Genomic DNA, 24,573 nt, shown 5'->3' on the forward strand with positions numbered 1-24,573 from the left:
ATAACGCACTATTGGACCGAGTCGGCTGACGCGTCTCTGAATTGCACTGACAGCATTGCGAAAGGATTCACTATTCGGTGGCGGCCGCCGGCGCAGTGCTTTCGGCCTCGTCGCCGGCATCGTCCTCGCCGCGCGCCAGCCGCGCCGCGCGGCCGACCGCTTCGACCAGCCGGGGGTAGATGCCGCAGCGGCAGAGGTTGGTGATCGCCGCCTTGATGTCCTCGTCCGAAGGGTTGCGGTTCTTGCGCAGCAACGCGGCGGCGGTCATCACCATGCCGGGAATGCAATAGCCGCACTGGCCGACATTGGCGTCGAGAAAGGCGCGCTGGACCGGGTGATCGCGATTGTCCGACAGCCCCTCGATCGTGGTGACGAAGGTGCCCTCGATCGAGCCGATCGTCACCTGGCACGACCGCACCGCTGCGCCGTCGATATCGACCGTGCACGCGCCGCAATCGCCAGAGCCGCAGCCATATTTGGTGCCGGTGAGGTTGGAAGCGTCGCGCAGCGCCCAGAGCAGCGGGGTGCGCGCGTCGAGCTTGTATTCGACCGGCTGGTTGTTGACGGTGAACCGGGTCATGCTGCGGGTTTGGAGCGCAGCAAGGCGCTGCGGAGCGTGGTGCAGACGATCTCGTCGCGCTGGTTGAGCATCACATGCTTGAAGGTGACGATGCCCTGGCCGGGGCGCGACTTCGACGGACGCAGTTCGACCACTTCGGTCTCGGCGCGCAGCGTGTCGCCGATGAACACCGGCTTGGGCATTCGCACCTCGTCATAGCCGAGATTGGCGATCAGTGTGCCGAGCGTGGTGTCGCCGACTGAGATGCCGACCAGCAGCGCGAAGGTGAAGGTGCCGTTGACGAGGATACGGCCGAACTCGCTCGCGCCCGCCGCTTCGGCATCCAGGTGTAGCGGCTGCGGATTGTGCGTGAGCGTCGAGACGAGCAGATTGTCGGTCTCGGTCACCGTGCGGCGCAGGTCGTGGACGATGCGGTCGCCGATTTGCCATTCGTCATAAAACCGGCCCGCCATTCGTCGTCTCCCGCTTGGTTTGCGTTCAAATAGCCGATGAGCGGCGCGTGTCAGCCCCCGAACTGAGCGCGCAATGCGTCGAGCAGCGGTTCGGCATCGTCGCGCAGCCGTGCGGCATCCTCGCCCCAGACAAGCCCAAGCGTGCGCGTGAGGTCGAAACCGGTCAGCGCCGGACTGGCGACGCCGGCGTGGCGGTGAGAGGCGGGGACGACCGTCACGCCGAGCCCGGCGCGGACCATGTCGAGCGCGCGATCGTCATTGGTGGTGCGCAGCGCGAAGAAGGGGCGGATGCCGCGCTGCGTGAAATAGCGGCTGGTTTCGGACAATGCCTCGCAATGACGGCGCACGATCATCGTCTCGCCCGCCATCGCCTCGCCGGGCAGCGAGGGCTCGGCGGCGAGCGGATGCGCGCTGGGGAGGGCGAGCGCATAGCCTTCGGTGCGCAAGGGTTCGGCATCGGCATCGCGCACGATCGTCAGCGCAAGGTCGATGCGGCCGCGCGCGAGATATTGCGTGAGGCTCCGTTCATTGCCTTCAAGCAGTTCGACGCGGACGCCGGGCGCGGTCTGCGCCAGCGTCACGACCAGCGCGGACAGCTCGGCCGTGGCGATCGTCGAGAGCACGCCCAGCCGCAGCGTATCGACCGGGGCGAGTCCCGTGATCGACGCCTGCGCCAGATGAAATTCGCGTTCGATCCGCCGCGCATGCACGGCGAAGCGCGCGCCCGCCTCGGTCAGCTCGACGCGCTGGCTGTTGCGGCGGAGCAGCTTCGCGCCCGCCTCGCGCTCCAGCTTGGCGATGCCGGCGGAGAGCGTGGGCTGCGTCACATTCACCTGATTGGCCGCCGCGGTGAAGCTGCCGTTATCGATCACGGCGAGAAAATAGCGCAGCAAATAGCGGTCTATCATAGATCACATCTATACTGTTGCGCGCTGCCTTTCAATTTTTCTCGGGCACCACGACGCGATATGCTGCGTTCAACGAACTTGACGATCCAGGAGAGCGTATGAGCCTGCCCCAGATGGACTTCGCGCTCGGCGAAACCGCAGAGATGATCCGCGACACTACGCAGCGCTTTGCCAAGGAGCGGATCGAGCCGCTCGCCGCGAAGATCGATGCCGACGACTGGTTCCCGCGCGACGAGCTGTGGACCGCGATGGGCGAGCTCGGGCTGCACGGCATCACCGTCAGCGAGGAATTTGGCGGCCTCGGCCTCGGCTATCTCGAGCATGTCATCGCGTGCGAGGAAGTCAGCCGCGCCTCGGCGTCGATCGGCCTGAGCTATGGCGCGCACTCGAATTTGTGCGTCAACCAGATCAGCCGCTGGGCGTCGCCCGAGCAGAAGGCGAAATATCTGCCCAAACTGATCTCCGGCGAGCATGTCGGATCGCTGGCGATGTCCGAGGCCGGCGCTGGCAGCGACGTCGTCGGCATGAAATTGCGCGCCGAGCACAAGGGCGACCGCTACATCCTCAACGGCACGAAGTTCTGGATCACCAACGCGGCCTATGCCGACACGCTGGTCGTCTATGCCAAGACCGGTGAGGGCTCGCGCGGCATCACCACCTTCCTGATCGAGAAGGACATGCCCGGTTTCAGCATCGGGCAGAAGATCGACAAGATGGGGATGCGCGGCTCGCCGACCGCCGAGCTGGTGTTCGACGATTGCGAAGTGCCCGAAGAGAATGTCATGGGGCCGCTCAACGGCGGCGTCGGCGTGCTGATGTCGGGCCTCGACTATGAGCGCACTGTGCTCGCCGGCATTCAGCTCGGCATCATGCAGGCGTGCCTCGACGTGGTGCTGCCGTACCTTCGCGAGCGCAAGCAGTTCGGACAGGCGATCGGCTCGTTCCAGCTGATGCAGGCCAAGGTCGCCGACATGTATGTCGCGCTCAACTCGGCGCGGGCCTATGTCTATGCGGTGGCGCAGGCGTGCGATGCCGGGCGGACCACGCGCTTCGACGCGGCGGGCGCGATCCTGCTGGCGAGCGAGAATGCGTTCAAGGTCGCGGGCGAGGCGGTGCAGGCGCTGGGCGGCGCGGGCTATACCAAGGACTGGCCGGTCGAACGCTTCCTGCGCGACGCCAAGCTGCTCGACATCGGGGCGGGGACCAACGAGATCCGCCGAATGCTGATCGGTCGCGAGCTGATCGGCGCGGCGTGAGCTATTTGCCCACGAACAGGAAGGCCACGCCGGCCATGATGCAGCCGAACGCGGCGAAGTGGCGCCAGTGCAGCGCTTCGCCGAGCACGGTGACCATGAACACGCCGAACACGGTCAGCGCGATCGCCTCCTGCGCGATCTTGAGCTGGCCCGGTGTCCAGCCGGCGAGGAAGCCGACGCGGTTGGCCGGGACGGCGAAGCAATATTCGACCCCGGCGATCAGCCAGGAGATCAGGATCACGGTGAGCAGCGGCTTTTCGAGTCCGCCTTTGCCGAGGTGCCAATACCAGGCGATGGTCATGAAGATGTTGGATGCGACGAGCAGCAGGATGGTCAGCATGATGGCTCCCTTGGCGACGATGTGCGCGAGCGGGACGGGAGAGGCAAGATGAGCGGTCCGGTGCTCAAGTCCGCGCTGAACGCGGAGGACGCGGGGTTTCAGGCCAATGCTGCGCACAATCGCGCGCTGGTCGAGCGGCTCCACGCCGATGTCGCGCAGGCGGCGCTGGGCGGCAACGAGAAGAGCCGCGAGCGCCACACGTCGCGCGGCAAGCTGCTGCCGCGCGAGCGCGTCGAGCGGCTGCTCGATCCGGGCGCGCCGTTCCTCGAGATCGGCCAGCTCGTCGCGTGCGACATGTATGACGGCGAGGTCCCTGGCGCGGGTGTGATCGCAGGGATCGGCCGCGTATCGGGCCGCCAGGTGATGATCCTGTGCAACGACGCCACGGTGAAGGGCGGCACCTACTATCCGATGACCGTCAAGAAGCATCTGCGCGCGCAGGAGATTGCCGAGGCGAACCGGCTGCCGTGCATCTATCTGGTCGATAGCGGTGGCGCCAACCTGCCGCATCAGGCTGAGGTGTTCCCCGACAAGGAGCATTTCGGCCGCATCTTCTTCAATCAGGCGAACATGTCGGCCAAGGGCATCCCGCAGATCGCCTGCGTGATGGGCAGCTGCACCGCGGGCGGCGCCTATGTGCCCGCCATGTCCGACGAGACAGTTATCGTGCGCAATCAGGGCACGATCTTCCTTGCCGGCCCGCCGCTGGTGAAGGCCGCGACGGGCGAGGAGATCACTGCCGAGGATCTGGGCGGTGGCGACCTGCACGGGCGCAAGTCGGGCGTGGTCGATCATGTCGCGGAGAATGACGCGCACGCGCTGACGATCGTGCGCGACATCGTGTCGCACCTGCCGCGCGACCGGAAGCCCGACGTCCCGATCATCGACCCGATCGCGCCGAAGTTCGACGCCGAAGACCTTTACGGCATCGTCCCGACCGACGTGCGCGCGCCCTATGACGTGCATGAGGTGATCGCGCGGATCGTCGATGGTAGCGAATTTCACGAGTTCAAGGCGCTCTATGGTTCCACGCTGGTGTGCGGCTTCGCGCATATCTGGGGCATCCCGGTCGCGATCCTCGCGAACAACGGCGTGCTGTTCAGCGAGAGCGCGGTCAAGGGCGCGCACTTCATCGAGCTCGCCTGCCAGCGCCGCATCCCGCTGCTGTTCCTCCAGAACATCTCCGGCTTCATGGTCGGCGGCAAATACGAGGCTGAGGGCATCGCCAAGCATGGCGCCAAGCTGGTGACCGCGGTGGCCACGGCGAGTGTGCCGAAGATCACCGTGCTGATCGGCGGCAGCTTCGGCGCGGGCAATTACGGCATGTGCGGGCGGGCTTACAGCCCACGCTTCCTGTTTTCGTGGCCCAACTCGCGGATCAGCGTGATGGGCGGCGAGCAGGCCGCGTCGGTGCTGGCGACGGTCCATCGCGATGCCGACAAATGGTCGCCGGAGGATGCCGAGGCGTTCAAGGCGCCGATCCGTCAGAAGTACGAGGACGAAGGCAACCCCTGGCACGCCACGGCGCGGCTGTGGGACGATGGCATCATCGACCCGGCGCAGACCCGCGACGTGCTGGGACTGGCCTTCGCGGCGACGTTGAACGCGCCGATAGCAGAGACACCGCGCTTCGGCGTGTTCCGGATGTGATGGCCATGATCAACTCCCTCCTCATCGCCAATCGCGGCGAGATCGCCTGCCGGATCATCCGCACGGCGCGGCAGCTCGGCATCCGCACCGTTGCGGTCTATTCGGACGCCGACGCCAAGGCGATGCACGTCCGTGCCGCCGATCAGGCAGTGCATATCGGCGGCTCGCAGGCGCGCGAATCCTATCTGATCGGCGAGCGCATCATCGCCGCCGCGAAGGAGACCGGGGCCGAGGCGATTCACCCCGGCTATGGCTTCCTCTCCGAAAATGCCGAGTTCGCACAGGCGGTGATCGATGCGGGGCTGATCTGGGTCGGCCCCAACCCCGACAGCATCACCGCCATGGGCCTCAAGGACGCGGCCAAGGAGCGGATGATCGCCGCCAACGTCCCGGTCACGCCCGGCTATCTTGGTGAGGACCAGTCCCCAGAACGCCTCCAGGCCGAAGCCGATGCGATCGGCTATCCGGTGCTGATCAAGGCGGTCGCGGGCGGCGGCGGCAAGGGCATGCGGCGCGTCGATGCTGCGCAGCATTTTGCCGATGCGCTGCAATCGTGCCAGCGCGAAGCGGCTTCTTCGTTTGGCAACACGCAGGTGCTGATCGAGAAATACATCCTCTCGCCGCGCCATATCGAGGTTCAGATCTTCGGCGACCGGCATGGCAATGTCGTCCACCTGTTCGAGCGCGACTGTTCGATGCAGCGCCGCCATCAGAAGGTGATCGAGGAAGCGCCCGCGCCCGGCATGAGCGAGGCGGCACGCGCAGCAGTGTGCGACGCGGCGGTCAAGGCGGCGAAGGCGGTGAACTATGTCGGCGCAGGCACGGTCGAGTTCATCGCCGACGCCAGCGCGGGCCTGCACGGCGACCGCATCTGGTTCATGGAGATGAACACGCGGCTCCAGGTCGAGCATCCGGTGACCGAGGCGATTACCGGCGTGGATCTGGTCGAATGGCAGTTGCGCGTCGCGTCGGGCGAACCGATCCCGCTGCGCCAGGATCAGCTGTCGATCACTGGCCACGCGATCGAGGCGCGGTTGTATGCCGAGGACCCCGCGCGCGGCTTCCTGCCCTCGACCGGAAAGCTCGAAATACTCGATTTCCCGACCAATTCGCGCGTCGATACCGGCGTCGAGGCAGGGTCGGTGATCTCGCCCTATTACGACCCGATGATCGCCAAGCTGATCGTGCATGGCGAGACGCGCGACGATGCCATCGCACTGCTACGCGCGGATTTGAGCCATCTCACCGTGTGGCCAGTGCGCACCAACGCCGGCTTCCTGTTCCGGCTGCTCGACGACGCCGATTTCCGGCGCGCGCAGCTCGACACCGGGCTGATCGAGCGGCGCGGCGAGGCGCTGACGATCGATCCGCTGCCGGGTGCGGCCGATCTGACGCACGCGCTCTACTTCCTCGAACAGGACCCGCGCGCCGACACGCTGCTGATCACCACCGGGCTCGAAGGCTTCCGCCTCAATCGCACGCCCGCGACCGAGCGCGCGGTCAATGTCAGCGGCGAGCGGGTGACGTTCGAGATCGACCGCGGCCCGATCCAGTCACACTTCCAGCAATATCGCCGCGAGGGCGATGCGCTGCTCGTGCATGGCGGCGCGACCTTCCGAGTCACCCCCGACCGCACCGAGGGCGGCCCCGGTGGTGCGACCGGCGACGGCTCGATCCTCTCGCCGATGCCGGGCCGGATCGTCTCGGTCGAGGTGAGCGAAGGACAGGCGGTGACAGCCGGTCAGAAACTGCTGGTGCTCGAAGCGATGAAGATGGAGCAGGCGCTGACCGCGCCGTTCGACGGCGTTGTCGAAACGCTCAACGCCGTCGCCGGCGCGCAGGTGCAGGTCGATACGCTGCTGGTGAAGGTCAGCAAGGCGGACTAGCGGGCGCTCATTCCCGCCAGCTCTTGTCGGTCCGGTCGACCAGCCGCACCATCGCGGCGAAGTCGGCGGCGCCGGGGCCGCCGGGGACCTGTGCCATGTGCAGGTCGCGCTGATGCACCGCGACAACCTCGTCCGAGACGGTGAGCGGCGTGCCCATGCTGGCGGTGGCGACCTGGATCTCGCAGGCGCGCTGCAACGACCAATGCTTGATGAACGCCTCGGGCAGGGTGCGGCCCATGACGAGGATGCCGTGGTTGCGCAGCAGCATCACGCGCTTGCTGCCCAAATTCGCCAGCAGCCGCGCGCCCTCTTCGTCGCGCACGGTCACGCCCTCGAAATCATGATACGCGATCTGGCCAGCGAAGTTGCAGGCGTAGAAATTGGTGGGCCTTAGGCCGCCCTCGACGCTGCTGACCGCCATGCCCGCCGTGGTGTGCGTGTGCATGATGCAATGCGCGTCGGGCAGATGGCGGTGGAACAGCGCATGCTGGACGAAGCCGGCGCGGTTGACGGGGTAGGGGCTGTCGTCGAGCTTGTTGCCGTCGATGTCGATCTTGACGAGGTTCGACGCCTTCACCTCGCTGAAGTGCAGCCCGAACGGATTGATCAGGAACGCGCCTTCCTCGCCCGGGATCTTCAGCGTGATGTGGTTGTAGATCATCTCCGACCAGCCGAGCATGTCGAACACGCGATAGCAGGCGGCGAGTTGCTGGCGGGCCTCCCATTCGGCTTCGGTGATCTGCGGCTTGTCGAGACTCGCGGTGGCCATGACCCTCTCCGTTTTCGTGGTTGCGGTATGTATGCCATGAGCCGGGCGCGCGGAGCAACTTGCCTTGGCCGCGGCGGGCAGCTAGGGGCCACGTCAGTCATCTGGGGAGTAGCCAGCCGTCGCGAGACGGGCCTTCGCGTCAACATACTTGGTCGAGAGGCCATGGTGCGAAGGGGACGATACCGCGAGCCGGTGTTCGTCCGGGCGAGACCAATGGCGCCATGCTTTCCGCTCAGGCCGGGCGGGGGGGCATGGTGTCATTGCGTTCGAACCTGCCCGGCCCGGAGACGTTTCTTGGAAGCCCTGCTCACCTCCACCGCCGTTGTCGCGCTCGCCGAAATCGGTGACAAGACGCAGTTGCTCGCGATCCTGCTGGCGACGCGGTTCAAGCGGCCGCTGCCGATCATCCTCGGCATCCTTGTGGCGACGCTGGCCAATCATTTCCTGGCCGCGCTGGTCGGGCAGCAAGCGGCCACGATCCTCGAAGGGACGTGGTTCCGCTACGCGATTGCCGCGTCGTTCATCGCGATGGCGCTGTGGACGCTGGTTCCCGACAAGCTCGACGATCTGGAAGACAAGCCGGCGCGGTTCGGCGCGTTCGTCACGACGACCGTCGCGTTCTTTCTGGTCGAGATGGGCGACAAGACACAGGTCGCGACGGTGGCGCTGGGCGCGCGCTTTGCCGAGGTCGGCTGGGTGACGGCGGGAACGACGTTGGGCATGATGATCGCCAATGTTCCTGCCGTGCTGCTGGGCAACGAATTGGTGAAGCGCGTGCCGATGAAAGCCGTGCGCTTTGCCGCGGCGCTGTTGTTCCTTGCGATCGGGCTATGGGTCCTCGCGCAGACGATATTGCGTGGCTAAGCAACAGCGATGAGCAGCGAATCCCATTTTCTAGCGGTCGAGACCGGCGGCACCAAATTGCTCGCGCGGCTGGTGCGCGGCGATGCCGTGGTGGCGGAAGAACGGTGGCCGACCACCACGCCCGCGTCGGCGGAGGCGGCGCTGGTCGCTTTTGCCGGGGCCGTGCCGGTTGCCGGAATCGGCATCGCGGCGTTCGGGCCGATCGTGGTCGACCCGGCGGCGGCGAATTATGGCGAAGTGCTGGCGACACCCAAGCCGGGCTGGACCGGCGCGAACTTGCGCAAGCTGTTGAGCGAGCGGCTGGGCGCACCGGCGGCGGTCGATACCGATGTGAACCTCGCCGCGGTCGCCGAGCAGCGGCATGGTGCGGGGCAGGGCTGCGCGAGCGTCGCCTATGTCACGATCGGCACCGGGATCGGCGCCGGACTGGCGCGCGAGGGGCGGACATTGGTGGGGGCACTGCATCCGGAGATGGGGCATGTGCCGGTGCTCCGGCTGGCCGGTGACGAGACGCGCAGCGGCTGCCCGTTCCACGCGAGCTGCGCCGAAGGAATGGCTGCCGGACCGGGTGTGCAGGCGCGGCTACAGGGTCGCAAGCTCGAGGATTCGCCGGCCGATTTCGCCGCTGTTGCCGACTATGTCGGCCAGTTGTTCGCGACGATCGTGCTGGCATGGTCGCCGCACCGCATCGTCGCGGGCGGCGGCGTGCTCGGCGTGCGGGGGCTGCGCGAAGCCGCGGCGGTCCGGATGACGGCGGCGCTGGGCGGCTATGGCGTCGGCGCGGCGGCGCAAGCTGCTGGGTTTGTCGCCGCGCCCAAGCTCGAACATGCCGGGCTCGAGGGCGCATTGCTGCTCGCCCGGACTGCCGCCAAAGCGGTGTGAAATCGACCCGGATCGGCGAATTCTAACTTAATATTAAGTGCACTTTTCAAGGCGTTGGTAGCAGGAGTTCCCATAAAGGAGGCTCGGGGTGGGCTGGAACGGCTGCGGTGAGCACACGCGGTTCCAGTTTCTGGGTGCTCGCGGGGGATGCCCGTGCAGAGAAAGAAGAAGGACGTGGCCGGTCAGGCGAACGAGGATCGCCGTTCCGGTAATCGATTTACCACGGTGTTTCAGGTGGCGCGCGTCGAGACCGATGCGGGCAGCGAACATTTGTGCCTGATCCGCAATATCGGGCCGGGCGGCGTGATGCTGGAGACGCCGGTGCCGGTCGAAACGGGCACGCGGCTTCATATCGAACCCAAGGTCTGCGCGCCCCTGAAGGGCACGGTCTGCTGGGTGAAAGACAAGCATGCCGGCATCGCCTTCGACGATCCGATCGACGTCGAATCCTATCTCCGGACGGCGCGCCCGCTGCCCTCGGGGCAGGTGCCGCGTAGGCCACGAGTCTCGGCCGGATTTCAGGGACAGTTGCGGATCGGGCGGGACTGGTATCCGGTCCAGATCCTCGATCTGTCGCAAGGCGGCGCGAAGGTGGAGGCCGAAATCATCATCGAGCAAGGCGTCGCGGTCGAGCTGTGCGTAGAGCGTTCGGTTTCGCTGCACGCCCATGTGCGATGGATGCGCAATGGCCAGGCCGGATTGATCTTCGTTCGCGCGCTGTCGATTGCCGATCTCGCCAAATGGACCGGGCCGGCGGCTTCGGGCGCCGCGGCGGCATGAAACGGGGATGCTGAGGCGGGAGCGCTTCAGCCCCGGATCACATGCGGCACGAAGCGCGCGCGGTTGCCGGTGATCAGCCCGTCCTCGCGAATGCCCATGCCCGCCGCAGCGCCATCGACGATCCAGCTGCCGATCACCGGATAGCCCTTGCCGAAATCGCGCATCGGATAGAGTTCCTGATACATGGTCAGGCCCTCGCGATAGTCGCCCGCCGAACGGGCGAGCGTCTCGCCGTGGCGGACGACCTCGATGTTGGCGCCTTCACGCGCGAGGAACGGCTTGGCGACATAGCTTTCGCCGATGCGGTCCTTGACGACCGACGCGGCGAGCAGGTTCGGGTGGCCGGGGAACATCGCCCATAGCACCTGCAGGATCGCCTTGTTGCTCCACAGCATCTTCCAGATCGGCTCGATCCAGGCGGTGTCGTCGAGATGGCGGACGATATCCTCGCCATAGCTTTCGCGGACGATCCATTCCCATGGATAGAGTTTGAAGATCGCGCTGATCAACTGGTTTTGGTGGTCGAGGATGCGGCCGTCCTCGTCGATCCCGATATCGTCGATCACCACGGCATGCGTCGTCAGCCCCGCTTGCTGCGCGAGATCGCGCATATAGGTGGTGGTGATTGTGTCCTCATGCGCCGCGTCGGCGACATGGGTGAACCAGACATGCTGGCCGGGCAGGCGCGAGCGGATCGCGGCCCATTGACCGATCAGCTTTTCGTGCAGGCTGTTGAACTGGTCGTCCTGCGGAAAGACGGCTTCCTTCCAGTCCCATTGCACCACCGCGCATTCGAGCATCGAGGTCGGCGTGTCGCAGTTGAACTCGAACAGCTTGGGGTCGCCGTCACCGTTGTAGCCGAAATCGAACCGGCCATAGTTCAGCGCGGGCGGCTCGTGCTTCCACGCGGTGCGGATGGCCCTGTGGCAATAGCTCGGGATGCCGAACTGTTCGAGGATCTCGGCGTCCTTGACGATATAGTCGCCGGCTTCGAGGAACAGCTCGTGGACGGTCTCGGTCGCGGTCTCGATTCGGTCGATCTCGTCCATCGTGAACGAATAACAGGCGCTCTCGTCCCAATAGGGGCCGTCGGCATCGCTGTGCCAGATCAGCCCCTGCGCCTCGACCGCTTCCTGCCAGTTTTCGCGCGGGGCGACATCGTGGCGCTGCATCAGCGGCGTCCGCTATAAAAGACTTGCCGCTCCATCAGGAGCGGCCGCCGCCAAAGCTCCGCCCGCTCGATCCGAGGCCGCCTCGCGACACTGCCGCCGAGCGCGCCATGCGGGTGTGCATCGGCGCGCTGGCATAGCTGGCGCCGGCGGCCGGGCGGTACGAGCCGTATTTCGCGTAACGCGCGTCGCGAATGGACTCGCCATAATAGGGGATCATCGAGCGGCGCCCGAGGTAGAACCAGTAATAGCCGCCATAGCCGCCGCCGCTGTAATAGCTGCGCTTGTCGCAGCGATCCTCATCGATGCGGTTGCCGTTCTGGTCGACGCAGATCGCGGTGTCGCCATCGGCATAGGTGTCGCCGTTCCAGTCGCTGCCCGGCGAGCAGCCGGGCAGGGATGCGAGCGCCGCGGCCATCGCGGTGGTCATGGTGAGTTGCTTGCGCATGTCGGTTTCCCTTCGCTCGGCTCAGGGGACCATGCACGCGGCCTGGAGCACGCCGATGCCCAGGCCCATGCCGCCGACGAAGATGCCGGATGCGACGCATTTTTCGGTGATGCGGTCGGAGATCGTCCTGAACACCAATCGTGCGATGACGAAGAACACCACCAGCTGGACGATCGCGGCGACCGCGCCCCACAACAACATGTCCGGAATGCTGACCGAATTGCCGATCACCACCGCGACAGGAATCGCGAAGCCGAGAAAGGTGCCGGTGAGCTGGGTTGCGGCGGCAGCGTTGCCCTCACGGATCAGCGCGAACTCGCGGTGCGGCGTGATCATCACGTAAAGGACGAGAAAACCGATCGCCAACCCGACCGCGCAGCCGAAATAGGCCAGGAAATGCGGCAGCGTCTCGAGGAAAATCTGAAACATGGAACCCCCTCCCGTTACGCGACGGCAGCCGCGACACGGGAAGGTGTATCAAGCGCTTAGCCGCGCGCAAGAGACATCACGCCGCCTTGCGCCGCTCCGCCATCTCGTCGTTGAGCATCTCGGCCAGCAGGAAGGCGAGCTCGAGGCTCTGGCCCGCGTTGAGCCGCGGGTCGCAATGCGTGTGGTAGCGGTCGGCAAGGTCGTGCTCGCCGATGTCGATCATGCCGCCAGTGCATTCGGTGACGTTCTGTCCGGTCATCTCGGCATGGATGCCGCCGGCATGCGTGCCCTCCGCGCGGTGGACGGCGAAGAAGCCGCGGACCTCGGCCAGGATGCGCTCGAACGGGCGCGTCTTGTAGCCATTGGCGGCCTTGACGACGTTGCCGTGCATCGGGTCGCAGCTCCACACCACGGGATGTCCCTCGCGCTTCACCGCGCGAACGAGCTTGGGCAGGCCGTCCTCGATCTTGTCATGGCCATAGCGGGTGATCAGCGTGATCCGCCCCGGCGTGCGGCCCGGGTTGAGCGTGTCGAGCAGCTTGAGCAGCGCGTCGGGCTCGAGCGTCGGGCCGCACTTCATGCCGATCGGGTTGCCGATGCCGCGCAGGAACTCGACATGCGCCGATCCCTCGAACCGCGTGCGGTCGCCGATCCACAGCATGTGCGCGCTGGTGTCGTACCAATCGCCGGTCAGGCTGTCCTGCCGCGTCAGCGCCTGCTCATAGGGGAGCAGCAGCGCCTCATGGCTGGTGTAGAAGTCGGTGCGCTTGAGCTGCGGCACGGTGTCGGGGTTGATCCCGCACGCCTCCATGAAGTCGAGCGCCTCGCCGATGCGGTCGGCGACATTGGCGAACTTGTCCGCCCACGGGCTGCGCCCCATGAAGTCGAGCGTCCATTTGTGGACCTGATGCAGGTTCGCATAGCCGCCCTGCGCGAACGAGCGCAGCAGGTTGAGCGTCGCCGCCGACTGGCTGTAGGCGCGCAGCAGCCGTTGCGGATCGGGGATGCGCGCTTCGGGGGTGAAGGCGATGTCGTTGACGATGTCGCCGCGGTAGCTGGGCAGCTCGACGCCATCGATCGTCTCGGTCCCGGCCGAGCGCGGCTTGGCGAACTGGCCGGCCATGCGCCCGACCTTCACCGTCGGCAGCTTCGAGGCGAAGGTCAGCACGACCGCCATCTGCAGCAGTACGCGGAAGGTGTCCCGGATGTTGTTGGCACTGTGCTCGGCGAAGCTTTCGGCGCAATCACCGCCCTGCAAAAGGAACGCCTCGCCACGCGCGACCTTGGCCAGTTCCTGCGTCAGCGCGCGGGCCTCGCCGGCGAAGACCAGCGGCGGGAAGCTGGCGAGCGTGTCGGTGGCGGCGTTCAGCGCAGCGGCATCGGGGTAATCGGGCATCTGGACCGCATTGGCCGACGTCCAGCTCGAAGGGGTCCAGTCCATGGCCTGCTCCAGATTGCGGACATGGACGTACCAGTCCTGATGATGCGCGATGCCGTTGGCGGCGATCTGGTTGAGAACGGCGGGTGAGGCGCGCTTGCCGTCCTCTTCCCAGCCCTGCACGGTCGAGCCGGGCGTGTCGAACCAAGCGCCGAAGGCGGCGCGGGAAAGCGAGCGTTCCTCACGGAAGCGGCGGATCTTTGAACCAGCGAGAGTCGTCATGATGCGGGCGCATTACCCCCGCGGGGTAAATAGATGCAAGTGCTAAATTCACCCCTACGGGGTAAATGGTCCTCGAACGGGCGAAGCCATGATCTCGCCATTCATCTTCCCTAAATGCGTGGGGCCGGAATGCCGGTGTGTGAAGGAGTATCGCATGACCCGCTTGTTGTTGCTTGCAGCGTTCGCCGTCGCCACGCCCGTACTGGCGCAGGAGGAGGAAGCGCAGAGCACACAGCCGCAACGGGTGCGCAGCGTGCTGCTCTATGGCGACCAGCAATGCCCCAAGGCGGAAAGCCCAGACGAGATCGTGGTGTGCGCCAATGCCGGGGACTCGCCCTATCGCATTCCCAAGAATCTGCGCGAGCGCACGCCCGGGCCAGAAGGCACGAGCTGGGTGCGCCGCGCCGAGCTGATCGACGAGGTCAACCGCGTCGGCATGCCGGGCAGCTGCTCGCCGGTCGGCAGCTATGGCGCGAGCGGCTGCACGCTGCAGGCGATCCAGCAATGGGCGGCGGAGCGGAAGGCGCAAAAGGCGCGCGAGTCCAATATCCCCTAAAGTCTATTCGATCCCGGCGTCGAGCGAGTCGAGTATCCGCGCGCCGGCCATGAACACCGCGACGGGGCAGGCCGCGAACAGCAGCCAGCCGCCGAAGCCGGGATATTGGTCGAGGTAATGGATGCCGCGATCGACCGAGCCGACGCCGAGCGCGTAGATCACCATGAACGCCTCGAACCGCGTCTTGATCGTGAAGAGGCGTTTGACCCGCGAGAACATGCGCATCTTAACGCAAGAGCCGGGCCAGTGGCGGAAAAGGCGGGGTCCGCGTTAACGGATATGGTTACCTGTCAATTAATTCGACAATGCCGAGCGCTTCGAGAAGGGCCGATCGCGCAGTCTCGATCCGGCGGATGAGGGCTGGGTCGCCGATTTCGTCCTGCGCGATGGTTTCGGGCCAATGCTGTTCGACGACGCCGACGACCAGGTCGAGCCGGGCCTCGTCCACCAGGAAGCGGCGGTCGACCGTGTCGGGATCGGCGACGACGCGCAGGCGCAAACAGGCCGGGCCGCCGCCATTGGCCATTGACTGGCGCACATCGACCACCTCGAGATGACGGATCGGGCCGTTGCCCGCGACATGCGCTTGCAGCCAGGTCCAGACCGACGGCGTGTCCCGCGCTTCGGTGGGCAGGATCAGCGCGGTCTCGCCCGAGGGTATCGTGACGAGCTGGGCGTTGAACAGGTAGGAAGCGATTGCATCGGCGAGGCTGACCAGCGCGGCGGGCACTTCGACGATCTCGACCTCGGGCATCAGGCGGCGAAGGTCGGTGTAGAAGCGATCCCTGTCGGCGAAGGCTTGTTCGTGCGCGAACAGCACGCGGCCATTGGCGACGGCGACGACATCGTTGTGGAATGCGCCGGCCGCGATTGCTGCTTCGGACTGCTGGACGAACAGCGTTCGCGCCGGGTCGAGGCCGTGGCGGCGGGCGACGGCTTCGCTGGCCTCACGATGCTGACGCGCAGGGAAGGGGCCGCCGGATAGGCCATAGACAAAGATCTCGACGCCCGGCGCGTCATGCGTGGTGGCGAGGCGCATGTGGTTGGCGGCGCCCTCATCGCCGAACGGGGCGGGGGCGGGGCTGTGGACGCGGAAAGCATCGTTCGCGAAGGCGAGGCGGAGCTGTGCCAGCGTGTCCGGCCATTCGTGGCTGCGGTGCGGCATCGTGACGAGGTTGGCGACCGAGAGGTGGCAGCGGCCGTCGGCGGTATCCGGGGCGGGGGAGACGGTCGCGGCGTTGGCCGCCCACATCGCAGAGGCGGAGAGCGCTTGTGCCTGAAGATGCGGCGCGGCGTTGGCATAGTCGGTGGCAAGGCTGTCGAGCCAGCGATGGTCGGGCCGGGGGTGCGGCAGCAGGATTCCCTGCGTCAGCCCGAGCGCGAGGTTGGCGCGCGTCTTGGCGATGCCCTGCAACGCGGCCGCGCGCGGCTGCGATACCGCGCCGCTGTTGCGCGTGGCGGCGAGGTTGCCGGGACTGAGGCCGGCATAATTGTGGCTCGGCCCGATCAGCCCGTCGAAATTGATCTCAACGAGGGGCATGGCGGATGTCCTGCCCGGCTTCGATGCCGAGTGCCGCCGCGGCCTTGCCGTCGATCGTGACGCCGCCGTCGGTGTGACCGATGCGGGCGTGGCAGGCGCGGAAATCGCCGAGCGTGCCGCACGCCGCGATGCTCGGCGCACCGCCCTCGGCGATGGCGGCGACGGTGTCGGTCACCGAGTCGCGCACGGTCACCACCTGATCGATCCGTGCGGTCATGGTCGGGCCGCCGTCGAAGATGTCGACATAATTCTCGAACGCGAACCCTTCATTCTCGAGCATCCGCATCGCCGCGCGGCCCGAGGGGTGGGGCAGCCCGATCACGCTGCGCACCGGCTCGCCGAGCATCGCAGTGTAGATGGGATGTTTGGGCATCAGGTCGGCGATGAACTGGTTGCCGTGGATCGCGTTGAACTCGTCGGCCTGCTGGAAGTTCATGCCGAAAAAGCGGCCCGCGACACCGTCCCAGAAGGGCGAACCGCCGGCCTCGTCGATCACCCCGCGCAGTTCGGCGATGATGCGGTCGGCGAAGCGCGCGCGGTGCATCGCGATGAACAGATAGCGGCTGCGCGCGAGCAGCATGCCCAGACCCCCGGCGCGCTCGCCCGGGTGGAGGAACAGCCCGCCGACCTCGGTCGCGCCCTCAAGGTCGTTGACGAGGCTGAGAATTTCGGCGCGAAAGGTGCGGTCGAGCGCTTCGCTATGCTTGGTCACGGTGCCGATGCGATAGCTGTAGAATGGCCAGCGCTGGCCGACCTGAGTGAAGATCTGGCAGGTGCCGCGGACTTCGCCGGTGTCGAGATTTTGAAGGACGAAGACGAACAACTCGTCCTTGAGCGCGTCATCGGTCCGCGCGAACGCCTCGACGCTGCGCGCGATCTTGGCTTTCAGCGACGGTTTCTCGGGCGGGAGATTGGTGAAGCCGCCGCCGGTGAGCTTGGCCATCTCATAGAGCGGCTGGAGATCGTCTTCACGCGCGGGACGGATGATGAAGGTCATAGGCGGCCCCGTTCGGCGATGCGCAGGATGGTGAGGGCGGAGAGCGCGGCGCGCTCGAGCAGGCTTGCGGGAATCAGATATTCGTCCGCGCTGTGGATCGCGCCGCCGCGCACGCCCATCGTATCGACCACGGGGACGCCGCACGCGGCGATGTTGTTGCCATCGCACACGCCGCCGGTGGCCTTCCAAGCGATGCCGATGTCGAGATCGGCGCCGGCTTGCTTGACGAGACCGAACAGGCGCTCGGCGGCGGGGTCGAGCGGCTTGGGCGGGCGGTTGAAGCCGCCATGGACATGGATGTGGACGTCATGGATCGCGCGGACCTCGGCGACCGCGGTTTCGAGCGCGGCGCGGGCACGGGCGATCGCTTGCGCCGAGGCGGGGCGGAAGTTGACGCGCAGGATGGCGAGATCAGGGACGACATTGTTCGGTCCGCCGCCTTCGATCCGCGCCGGGTTCACCGCCAGACCGTCACCCCTGGCGGCGGCGAGGCGCAGTGCGAGATCGGCAGCGGCGACGATCGCGTTGCGGCCGTCCTCGGGATTGCGCCCGGCATGCGCGCTGCGGCCATGAACGGTGATCGAGAAATTGCCGGTCCCGCCGCGTGCGCCCGCAAGCGTGCCGTCGGGCAAGGCGGGCTCATAGGTGAGCGCGGCGACCTTGCCCTGCGCAGCTTTCGCGATCAGCGGGGCGGAGGCGAGCGAACCGGTTTCCTCGTCGGAATTGAGAATCACCTCATAGCCGAAATCCGCCGCCGCCGGGCTGGCCTCGATCGCTTGCAGCGCTGCCAGCATCACCGCGATCCCGCCCTTCATGTCCGCCGCGCCGGGGCCATTGAGCGTGCCGTCGGGCAGCCAGGTTGCGGTCTGGAACGCGTGATCGGCGGCAAACACCGTGTCCATATGTCCGGTGAACAGCATCCGCACCGGCGCATCCGGACGGACGTCGAGGTGAAGGTGGCGGCCATGCGCGATGGGTTGGACCTGCCCGGCGCCGTCGACGGCCTCGACCGGGGCTGGATCGACCAGCGCGAGGTCGCCGGGCAGTACCGCAAAGGCGTCGGCGAGCAAGCCAGCCATCGTCGCAAGGCCCGCAAGGTTGCGTGTGCCGCTGTTGACCGCGACCCATTGCTCGACCTGCGCCAGCATCGGTGCCGCGCGGGCTGCTTCGATCGCGGCGGTCTCGGTTGCGGTCAGCCCCATGTAAGGGGTGTATCGGGTGACGCGCGGCGGGTGAACCCCCGGCGCGCAAAAGTATCGAATGTTACCGAATCAGAATGGACGGCAACCGTGCGGCAGGAGCAGCATGACGATCACGGCCAACGGGACGAGGACGAAAATGTAGCGGCTCCAGCGCGGCTCTGGTTGGTTCGGCGGATCGCCGCCGGTCCATGCCGAACTGTCGTGCCGCTTCGTCACGTCAAAAATCGATCAGCAGCGAGGCCCGGCTGGTCGTGTCGGTGGTCTTGCGGCCCACAGGCGGGGCGCTCTCGTAATTCACCGCATAGGACATCTGCGCCGAGAACGGACCGAACAGTCGCGCGCGCAGCGCGGTCTTGCCGGTGATCGTGCTGTTCGCCTCCTGCACATAGGCCGAGGCGTCCTGGCTGAAGGTGACGCCGCCGCCCAGCTTCCAGTCGAGATCGAGCTTGCCGCGGGCGGCCAGCTGGCTTTCGGTGGTGGCGTCGGTGAAGGCGGTGTGGCGGAAAGCCGGGCCGAGCTCGACATCGATCTTGAGCGCGGGGGTCTTCACCGCCGTATAGCCAGCCCCCGCCGACAGCGATGCGCGCGCATCGAAGCCGAGGAAGCGGTCGCTCTCGAACAACGCCGCACCATAGACATAGGCGCGGTCGTCGACCTTGAAATTGGGTTCGTAGGTGGCGAGGTAACGCTCGCGTACCGTGCGGCCGAGGCTCTCCTGATAATCGGCCTGCACCCGCAGCTTGTGGCGCCAGTCGAGGCCTTCGCGCTTGAGGTCCAGCACGCCGGTCAGCCCGATCTGCTCGGTATTGCCGGTGGTGTAATAGCCGCCCACTTCCGCGCGGCCCTTGACCAGATCGAGGAACCTCGCCTCGCGGATGCGGCGCTCGGCAGCCTCGCGCCGTTCCTTCTTCCACGCGCTCGCGGCCTTCTCGAACGCTTCGGCGCGCTGCTTGTCGGCGGCCTTGGCATATTTGACGATCGCGTTGACCGCGCCCTCGTCGCCCGCCTTCATCGCGGCGTCGAGCATGGCTTGCACTTCGAGCGAAGTTTCAACCGACGGGATCGGTGCGTCCACGCTCTGCGCCTGCACAGGCATGGCGGCGAGCAGCGGCACTGCGAGGAGCGAGATCGTCTTGCGCATAATCATCCTACTAATGACGCAATGCGGCAAAATCGAGAAGCTTGTGTCAGCTTTCGATGCCAAGCGGCTCCGAAAATATCTCGAGCAGCCGGGCATAAAGCTCGCGTTTGAACGGCACGATGACGTGCGGCAGCTCCGCCGGTTCGATCCAGCGCCAGGCCCGGAATTCAGGCTCGGCGGTGGCGATGTCGATCGCCTCGTCGCCGGCGGTCAGGCGGAACAGGAACCAACGCTGGCGCTGGCCTCGCCATTTGCCCTTCCACACCTTGCCGATCAGATCGTCGGGCAGGTCATATTCCAGCTCTTCCTCGGCCTGCGCAACCAGCTCGACATGCTCGCGCGCGACGCCGGTTTCTTCCCATAACTCGCGATAGGCGGCGTCGAGCGGGTCCTCGCCCGGATCGATCCCGCCCTGCGGCATCTGCCACGCCTCCAGCGTCGAATCGAGCCGCTGGCCGACGAACACCTCGCCGTGCGCGTTGAGCAGCATGACGCCAGCGCAGGGGCGGTAGGGAAGGTGGGCGTGCGGGCTCATGCCGCCGCCTGCATCATCACGCGGTTGCCCTCGGCCTCGACCAGCAGATCCTTGAACGCGGCGAGCATGCCAGCGACATCGCCCTGGCTCGACGGGATGCCCTTGCGCAGCGTGATGAAGCCGTGGACGTTGCCCTGCGCCTCGCGATAGATCACCGGCACGCCGGCGCCGATCAGCGCGGCAGCGTAAGCGCGACCCTGATCGCGGATCGGGTCGAGGCTCGCGGTGATCACCAGCGCCGGGGGCAGACCGGCGAGCGACGCCGCCCGCATCGGCGAGCAGCGCGGGTGGCTGCTGTCGGCGGCGTAGCAGTCGCGGAACCAGTCCATGCCCTTTTCGGTGAGGACATAGCCTTCGGAGAAGGTCTTCAACGAGGGATAGCCGGTGCCGATATCGGCCGCCGGGTAGATCAGCAGTTGCGCGATCACCGGCACCTTTGCGGGACTGTCGCGCAGGTCGAGCGCGGCGACGGCGGCGAGCTGGCCGCCCGCGCTGTCGCCCGCGAGCGCAAGCGAAGTGACGGCGCGGCCAAGCTCGGTGGGGCTGGACGCGACCCAGCGCGCGGCGGCTTCGCAATCGTCCGAAGCGGCCGGCCAGGCGTGTTCGGGCGCAAGGCGATAGTCGACCGAGATCACCGGCAGATCGAGCTGACGCGCCATCTCCGCAGCGACGCCGGCATGCGTGTCGATATCGCCGATGACGAAGCCGCCGCCGTGGAAGAAGACCACCGCCGGCCCCGGCTCACGATGGGCACGCGCGTCGAACAGGCGGGCGCGCAGCGCACCCGCCGGGCCGGGGATTTCAAGGTCGCGCATCTCAGCGAGGTCGCCGACGGGCAGATCGACCAGATCCTTCATCGCATTATACTGCGCGCGATAGACAGCCGGTTGCGGCGGCCATTCAGGCTGGGGCATCGCGGCGACCATGTCCAGAAATGCGCGGACGTCGGGGCGAACGAAGGGATTGGTCAAGGCATCGTCTCCAATCGGCTTGCGAGCGTTGTAGGCGAGCCGCCGCCGCGGCGTCCACAGCGCCCCTCAATCCTAGCTTCACTGCAACGAAAGAAGATTTTCGCTGTTCCGCGCGCAACGAAGCTGCTAGGCGCGCCGCCATGTTTCGAAAACAGGCCATTATCACCACCCGGACCGCGACCCGCTAATCAGCAGGCCGCGCGGCTCCGGGTATCCGCCGCGAAACATCTACAGGGGGCGCTCCGCCCGCTTACTTTTCACCGCAAAATCGCTAAGTCGCCGCCGGTCGTGTCCGCGCGGCCGTGCCACTGAAAGGGCCTGATCAATGGGTTACCGTGTCGTCGTCGCAGGTGCCACCGGCAATGTCGGTCGTGAAATGCTCAACATCCTGGCCGAGCGGGAATTCCCGATCGACGAGCTGGCAGTCGTCGCCTCGTCGCGTTCGACCGGCGACATCGTGGACTTTGGCGAGACCGGCAAGCAGTTCAAGGTCCAGAATATCGAGCATTTCGATCCGACCGGCTGGGACATGGCGCTGTTCGCGATCGGATCGGACGCGACCAAGGTGCACGCCCCGCGCTTTGCCGCCGCCGGCTGCGTCGTGATCGACAATTCGTCGCTCTATCGCATGGACCCGGACGTGCCGCTGATCGTGCCCGAGGTGAACCCGGATGCGATCGACGGCTACAAGGCCAAGAACATTATCGCCAACCCGAACTGCTCGACCGCGCAGATGGTGGTGGCATTGAAGCCGCTGCACGACGCCGCGACGGTCAAGCGCGTCGTCGTCGCGACCTATCAGTCGGTGTCGGGCGCGGGCAAGGCGGGGATGGACGAGCTGTTCGAACAGTCGCGCAACATCTTCGTCGGCGATTCGGCGGAAGCCAAGAAGTTCACCAAGCAGATCGCGTTCAACGTGATCCCGCACATCGACAGCTTCCTCGACGATGGTTCGACCAAGGAAGAGTGGAAGATGGTGGTCGAGACCAAGAAGATCCTCGATCCCAAGGTCAAGGTGATCGCGACCTGCGTGCGCGTGCCGGTGTTCGTGGGCCATAGCGAGGCGGTGCATGTCGAGCTGGAGAACGAGCTGTCGGCCGAGGACGCCCAGAAGATCCTGCGCGAGGCGCCAGGGATCATGCTGGTCGATAAGCGCGAGGATGGCGGATACGTCACCCCGGTCGAGTGCGTCGGCGATTATGCCACCTTCGTCAGCCGCGTGCGCGATGACTCGACGGTGGAGAATGGCCTCGCTTTCTGGTGCGTCAGCGACAACCTCCGCAAGGGCGCTGCGCTGAACGCGGTGCAGATCGCCGAGCTGCTCGGTCGCCGGCACCTCAAGAAGGCGTGACCTGAGCTAAAACCAAAAAGGCCGGCCGTGCGACGGGTGCACGGCCGGCCCGGTTGGAGCTGGGCTCGCAACGATGGGCGTGTTGCGGGCGGTCTCCTCCCTCCCTTCAGTCCTGTTCGGTGGCTTCCAGCTCGCGGATCGCGTCGTCGATGCCCTTGAGCGCGGCCGACTTCTGCGCGGCGCTGAGGCTGTCCTGCGCCTCGATCGACTTGCGCGCCATCTTGAGGCTGAGCATCGCATGGCGCTTGCCCATGTCGGCGCTGGCGATCGCGAAGACGCGATGCTTGCCGGCCCAGGCTTCGGCGGCCTCGGCACGAGCGGCACCGTCGGCGGCGCGCGCTTCGATCCGGTCGGTGCAGATGATGATCTTGCGCTTGTCGCCGTCCTTGCGCTCGATCTTGACGTCGTCGGCCTTGCCGCCGCCGCACCGGGCCGAGAGGATTTCGGGCATGTCGGCCATCGGCATGCCGGCGATGACCTTGCCGTCCTTCATCACCAGCCGCTTGTGGAAGATGCGCGGCATGTCGCCGGCGTCATCCTCGGTGATGGTGATCTTGCCGTCCTTGTCCTTGGTGACGATGCGGATCTTCTTGACGACCTTGGGCGCGTCCTTGGCTTCGGGCGCCTTGGGGGCGGCCGGCGCTACCGGTGCAGGGGCCGCAGCGGGTGCCTCGGGCGCCGCAGGGGCTTCCTGCAGATCGACGCCGATCGCCTCGCCGACATCGGCGCGCAGATTGGCCGCTGCCTGGGTGCCCGACGCGGTGAGCGCGAGGCCCGCCAGCGTCAGCGCCGCCGCGCCGGTCACCCCGGCGGTGACCCGGGTGCGCGATTTACGGTCGTGCTTCGAAAGCATTCTCAACCTCCCTTTGAGTTCGTTGATGGTGTGAAGATGGCAGGCCGCCGAGACCGCACCCCCGTGCGCGGACTTGACGATGGCGCGGCCATAAGCGTGGCGCAGCGCGGGCGCCCGCCCGGCGAGCACCAGCGCGTCGCAGGCCATTTCCTGATCGGCGCGGAAGGCGCGGAACGCGCGCCAGGCGACCGGATTGAACCAGTGCAGCGCGAGCACGACCAGGGCGATCCAGTTGGCGATCAGGTCGCCGCGCAGATGGTGGCCGAGTTCATGCGCGAGCGCGAGGTTGCGCTCGAGCGGGTCGTAGCGCTCGTTGAAGTCGCGCGGAAAGGCGACGTATTTCCGCCAGATGCCGAAGGCGAGCGGGCCGGTCGCGGCCTCGGTCTCGATCACATGCACGCGGCCCTCGGCCACGGTGCGCTCGACGCGGGCACGGCGCAGCAGATTGGCGCAGAAACGGCGATGCACGATCAGGTGATAGCCGAGGAAAGCGAGCGCGCCCGCAGCCCAGATGGCGAGCATGACCGGCAGCCAGTCGAACGGCGCGGCTTCCACCGCCGCACCCGTGCTGGCCGCGGCTTGCGGCACATAGAGCGGATCGACGAAATAATAGGTGATGACCTCGCTCGCTGCGGCGACCGGCGTTTCGGCGGTCGCGCGCCAGCTGTCGGGCAGCGGCGGCAGGGCGAGGCGGATGACGGGGAGCAGCCACAGCGCATAGGCGATACTGGGGCCGAAATACCGGCTGACCGGCTTTCGCAAGGCCAGCACCAGCAGCATGAGGACGGTGGTGGCGACGAACGTCTCCAAGATCCAGGCGATCATGACTTGATCTCCTTCAACAGAGCCTCGATTTCGGCGATGTCCTCGTCGGTGAGCGCGTCACGCTCGGCGAGATGCGCGACCAACGGCGTCAGCTTGCCGCCGAACAGCCGGTCGATCAGGCGCCGCGACTCACCCTCGACATAATCGCCGCGCTCGACCAGCGGGCGGTAGAGATAGCGGCGGCCATCCTCTTCCGCGGCGATCGTGTTCTTGGCGAGAAGCCGGCCGAGCAACGTCTTGACGGTGTTGGCGCTCCAGCCGCGCGCGGGGGCGACTCGCTCGGCGACATCCTGGGCGGTAAGGGGGGCTTCGTCCCACAGCACCTCCATCACGGCATGCTCGGCGTCGCTGATCCGTTCGCTCATCGGCCTCCCTTTCGATTACAGGCGTAATCGTTACGACCACATCTGTAATCGATCAGATGAACGCTTTCTGAACAAGCGGTTGGCGAAGGGGGCGACGAGGCCGGCGACTGTCGGAAGAACTTACACCTGCGTGGCAGGTTAATTTGCGCTAACCACGCAAATCC

Annotated in this window: 26 protein-coding genes and 1 riboswitch; of the genes, 8 read left to right on the plus strand and 18 right to left on the minus strand. The window is 66.4% G+C overall.

The window, feature by feature from the left end; all coding sequences use genetic code 11:
• Positions 1-70: 70 nt before the first annotated feature.
• The 3 genes from M9978_RS00715 to M9978_RS00725 are packed head-to-tail and all read right to left on the minus strand — an operon-like array spanning position 71 to position 1,940.
• Entirely contained in the window at positions 71-580 is a 510-nt protein-coding gene (locus M9978_RS00715; protein WP_254290872.1) for a (2Fe-2S)-binding protein, read from the minus strand.
• On the minus strand, positions 577-1,032 hold the full coding sequence (locus M9978_RS00720; protein WP_254290873.1) for a MaoC family dehydratase: 456 nt from the start codon (positions 1,030-1,032) through the stop codon (positions 577-579). The genes M9978_RS00715 and M9978_RS00720 overlap by 4 nt, the downstream gene beginning before the upstream one ends.
• A 50-nt stretch (positions 1,033-1,082) precedes the next feature.
• Complete coding sequence (locus M9978_RS00725) at positions 1,083-1,940, minus strand: LysR family transcriptional regulator (protein ID WP_254290874.1); 858 nt, start codon at positions 1,938-1,940, stop codon at positions 1,083-1,085.
• Between the two features lie 104 nt (positions 1,941-2,044).
• Here M9978_RS00725 and M9978_RS00730 point away from each other — a divergent pair, with 104 nt between their 5' ends.
• Positions 2,045-3,196, plus strand: coding sequence for an isovaleryl-CoA dehydrogenase (locus tag M9978_RS00730; RefSeq protein ID WP_302053747.1), 1,152 nt, complete (start codon positions 2,045-2,047; stop codon positions 3,194-3,196).
• Position 3,197: 1 nt separating this feature from the next.
• Here M9978_RS00730 and M9978_RS00735 read toward each other — a convergent pair whose 3' ends face one another.
• The gene (locus M9978_RS00735) at positions 3,198-3,536 is read right to left on the minus strand and encodes a DMT family protein (RefSeq protein WP_254290876.1); all 339 of its coding nucleotides are present in this window, start codon (positions 3,534-3,536) and stop codon (positions 3,198-3,200) included.
• Between the two features lie 48 nt (positions 3,537-3,584).
• Here M9978_RS00735 and M9978_RS00740 point away from each other — a divergent pair, with 48 nt between their 5' ends.
• Both M9978_RS00740 and M9978_RS00745 read left to right on the plus strand, forming a co-directional pair.
• Positions 3,585-5,186: a carboxyl transferase domain-containing protein gene (locus M9978_RS00740; RefSeq protein WP_254290877.1), complete on the plus strand. Its 1,602-nt coding sequence runs from the start codon at positions 3,585-3,587 to the stop codon at positions 5,184-5,186.
• Positions 5,187-5,191: 5 nt separating this feature from the next.
• On the plus strand, positions 5,192-7,072 hold the full coding sequence (locus M9978_RS00745; protein ID WP_254290878.1) for an acetyl/propionyl/methylcrotonyl-CoA carboxylase subunit alpha: 1,881 nt from the start codon (positions 5,192-5,194) through the stop codon (positions 7,070-7,072).
• A gap of 7 nt (positions 7,073-7,079) precedes the next feature.
• On the opposite strand, the gene M9978_RS00750 is transcribed toward M9978_RS00745, so the two are convergent.
• Positions 7,080-7,841, minus strand: coding sequence for a class II aldolase/adducin family protein (locus M9978_RS00750; protein WP_254290879.1), 762 nt, complete (start codon positions 7,839-7,841; stop codon positions 7,080-7,082).
• Between the two features lie 90 nt (positions 7,842-7,931).
• Positions 7,932-8,043, plus strand: a riboswitch (yybP-ykoY riboswitch).
• 92 nt (positions 8,044-8,135) lie between these two features.
• On the opposite strand from M9978_RS00750, the gene M9978_RS00755 reads away from it, so the two are divergent.
• The 3 genes from M9978_RS00755 to M9978_RS00765 all read left to right on the plus strand — a co-directional run bounded on the left by M9978_RS00755 (position 8,136) and on the right by M9978_RS00765 (position 10,367).
• A complete protein-coding gene (locus M9978_RS00755; RefSeq protein WP_254290880.1) occupies positions 8,136-8,705 on the plus strand; it encodes a TMEM165/GDT1 family protein in 570 nt (189 codons plus the stop codon).
• A 9-nt stretch (positions 8,706-8,714) separates the two neighbouring features.
• Positions 8,715-9,587, plus strand: a complete 873-nt coding sequence (locus tag M9978_RS00760) for an ROK family protein (RefSeq protein WP_254290881.1) — start codon at positions 8,715-8,717, stop codon at positions 9,585-9,587.
• 153 nt (positions 9,588-9,740) lie between these two features.
• On the plus strand, positions 9,741-10,367 hold the full coding sequence (locus M9978_RS00765) for a PilZ domain-containing protein (RefSeq protein ID WP_254290882.1): 627 nt from the start codon (positions 9,741-9,743) through the stop codon (positions 10,365-10,367).
• Between the two features lie 26 nt (positions 10,368-10,393).
• Here the strand turns inward: M9978_RS00765 and M9978_RS00770 are convergent, their stop codons facing one another.
• The 4 genes from M9978_RS00770 to M9978_RS00785 all read right to left on the minus strand — a co-directional run bounded on the left by M9978_RS00770 (position 10,394) and on the right by M9978_RS00785 (position 13,854).
• Entirely contained in the window at positions 10,394-11,539 is a 1,146-nt protein-coding gene (locus M9978_RS00770) for a glutathionylspermidine synthase family protein (RefSeq protein ID WP_254290883.1), read from the minus strand.
• 34 nt (positions 11,540-11,573) lie between these two features.
• Complete coding sequence (locus M9978_RS00775; protein WP_254290884.1) at positions 11,574-11,984, minus strand: hypothetical protein; 411 nt, start codon at positions 11,982-11,984, stop codon at positions 11,574-11,576.
• Between the two features lie 21 nt (positions 11,985-12,005).
• A complete protein-coding gene (locus M9978_RS00780) occupies positions 12,006-12,413 on the minus strand; it encodes a DUF350 domain-containing protein (RefSeq protein ID WP_254290885.1) in 408 nt (135 codons plus the stop codon).
• Positions 12,414-12,489: 76 nt separating this feature from the next.
• Positions 12,490-13,854 carry a class II 3-deoxy-7-phosphoheptulonate synthase gene (locus M9978_RS00785; RefSeq protein WP_254291296.1) on the minus strand — a complete coding sequence of 455 codons (1,365 nt, stop codon included), beginning with the start codon at positions 13,852-13,854 and terminating at the stop codon, positions 12,490-12,492.
• Positions 13,855-14,227: 373 nt separating this feature from the next.
• Between M9978_RS00785 and M9978_RS00790 the strand changes: the two genes are divergently transcribed.
• Entirely contained in the window at positions 14,228-14,629 is a 402-nt protein-coding gene (locus M9978_RS00790) for a hypothetical protein (RefSeq protein ID WP_254290886.1), read from the plus strand.
• A gap of 3 nt (positions 14,630-14,632) precedes the next feature.
• On the opposite strand, the gene M9978_RS00795 is transcribed toward M9978_RS00790, so the two are convergent.
• From M9978_RS00795 to M9978_RS00825, 7 genes are all read right to left on the minus strand, one after another.
• On the minus strand, positions 14,633-14,848 hold the full coding sequence (locus M9978_RS00795) for a hypothetical protein (RefSeq protein ID WP_254290887.1): 216 nt from the start codon (positions 14,846-14,848) through the stop codon (positions 14,633-14,635).
• A gap of 64 nt (positions 14,849-14,912) precedes the next feature.
• On the minus strand, positions 14,913-16,169 hold the full coding sequence (locus M9978_RS00800) for an N-succinylarginine dihydrolase (RefSeq protein ID WP_254290888.1): 1,257 nt from the start codon (positions 16,167-16,169) through the stop codon (positions 14,913-14,915).
• On the minus strand, positions 16,156-17,166 hold the full coding sequence (locus M9978_RS00805) for an arginine N-succinyltransferase (protein ID WP_254290889.1): 1,011 nt from the start codon (positions 17,164-17,166) through the stop codon (positions 16,156-16,158). The genes M9978_RS00800 and M9978_RS00805 overlap by 14 nt, the downstream gene beginning before the upstream one ends.
• Positions 17,163-18,368: a hydrolase gene (locus M9978_RS00810; RefSeq protein WP_254290890.1), complete on the minus strand. Its 1,206-nt coding sequence runs from the start codon at positions 18,366-18,368 to the stop codon at positions 17,163-17,165. Before M9978_RS00810 ends, M9978_RS00805 begins: the two co-directional genes overlap by 4 nt.
• Positions 18,369-18,585: 217 nt before the next feature.
• Complete coding sequence (locus M9978_RS00815) at positions 18,586-19,509, minus strand: DUF481 domain-containing protein (protein ID WP_254290891.1); 924 nt, start codon at positions 19,507-19,509, stop codon at positions 18,586-18,588.
• A 46-nt stretch (positions 19,510-19,555) separates the two neighbouring features.
• On the minus strand, positions 19,556-20,044 hold the full coding sequence (locus M9978_RS00820; protein WP_254290892.1) for an RNA pyrophosphohydrolase: 489 nt from the start codon (positions 20,042-20,044) through the stop codon (positions 19,556-19,558).
• Positions 20,041-21,015, minus strand: coding sequence for an alpha/beta hydrolase (locus M9978_RS00825; protein WP_254290893.1), 975 nt, complete (start codon positions 21,013-21,015; stop codon positions 20,041-20,043). The genes M9978_RS00820 and M9978_RS00825 overlap by 4 nt, the downstream gene beginning before the upstream one ends.
• 325 nt (positions 21,016-21,340) lie before the next feature.
• On the opposite strand from M9978_RS00825, the gene M9978_RS00830 reads away from it, so the two are divergent.
• Positions 21,341-22,366, plus strand: coding sequence for an aspartate-semialdehyde dehydrogenase (locus M9978_RS00830; protein WP_254290894.1), 1,026 nt, complete (start codon positions 21,341-21,343; stop codon positions 22,364-22,366).
• A 106-nt stretch (positions 22,367-22,472) separates the two neighbouring features.
• Here the strand turns inward: M9978_RS00830 and M9978_RS00835 are convergent, their stop codons facing one another.
• A complete protein-coding gene (locus tag M9978_RS00835; RefSeq protein WP_254290895.1) occupies positions 22,473-24,044 on the minus strand; it encodes a M56 family metallopeptidase in 1,572 nt (523 codons plus the stop codon).
• Entirely contained in the window at positions 24,041-24,409 is a 369-nt protein-coding gene (locus M9978_RS00840; RefSeq protein ID WP_254290896.1) for a BlaI/MecI/CopY family transcriptional regulator, read from the minus strand. Before M9978_RS00840 ends, M9978_RS00835 begins: the two co-directional genes overlap by 4 nt.
• Between the last annotated feature and the right edge of the window lie 164 nt (positions 24,410-24,573).

Source organism: Sphingomonas tagetis (genome assembly GCF_024211275.1).
Lineage (GTDB): Bacteria > Pseudomonadota > Alphaproteobacteria > Sphingomonadales > Sphingomonadaceae > Sphingomonas > Sphingomonas tagetis.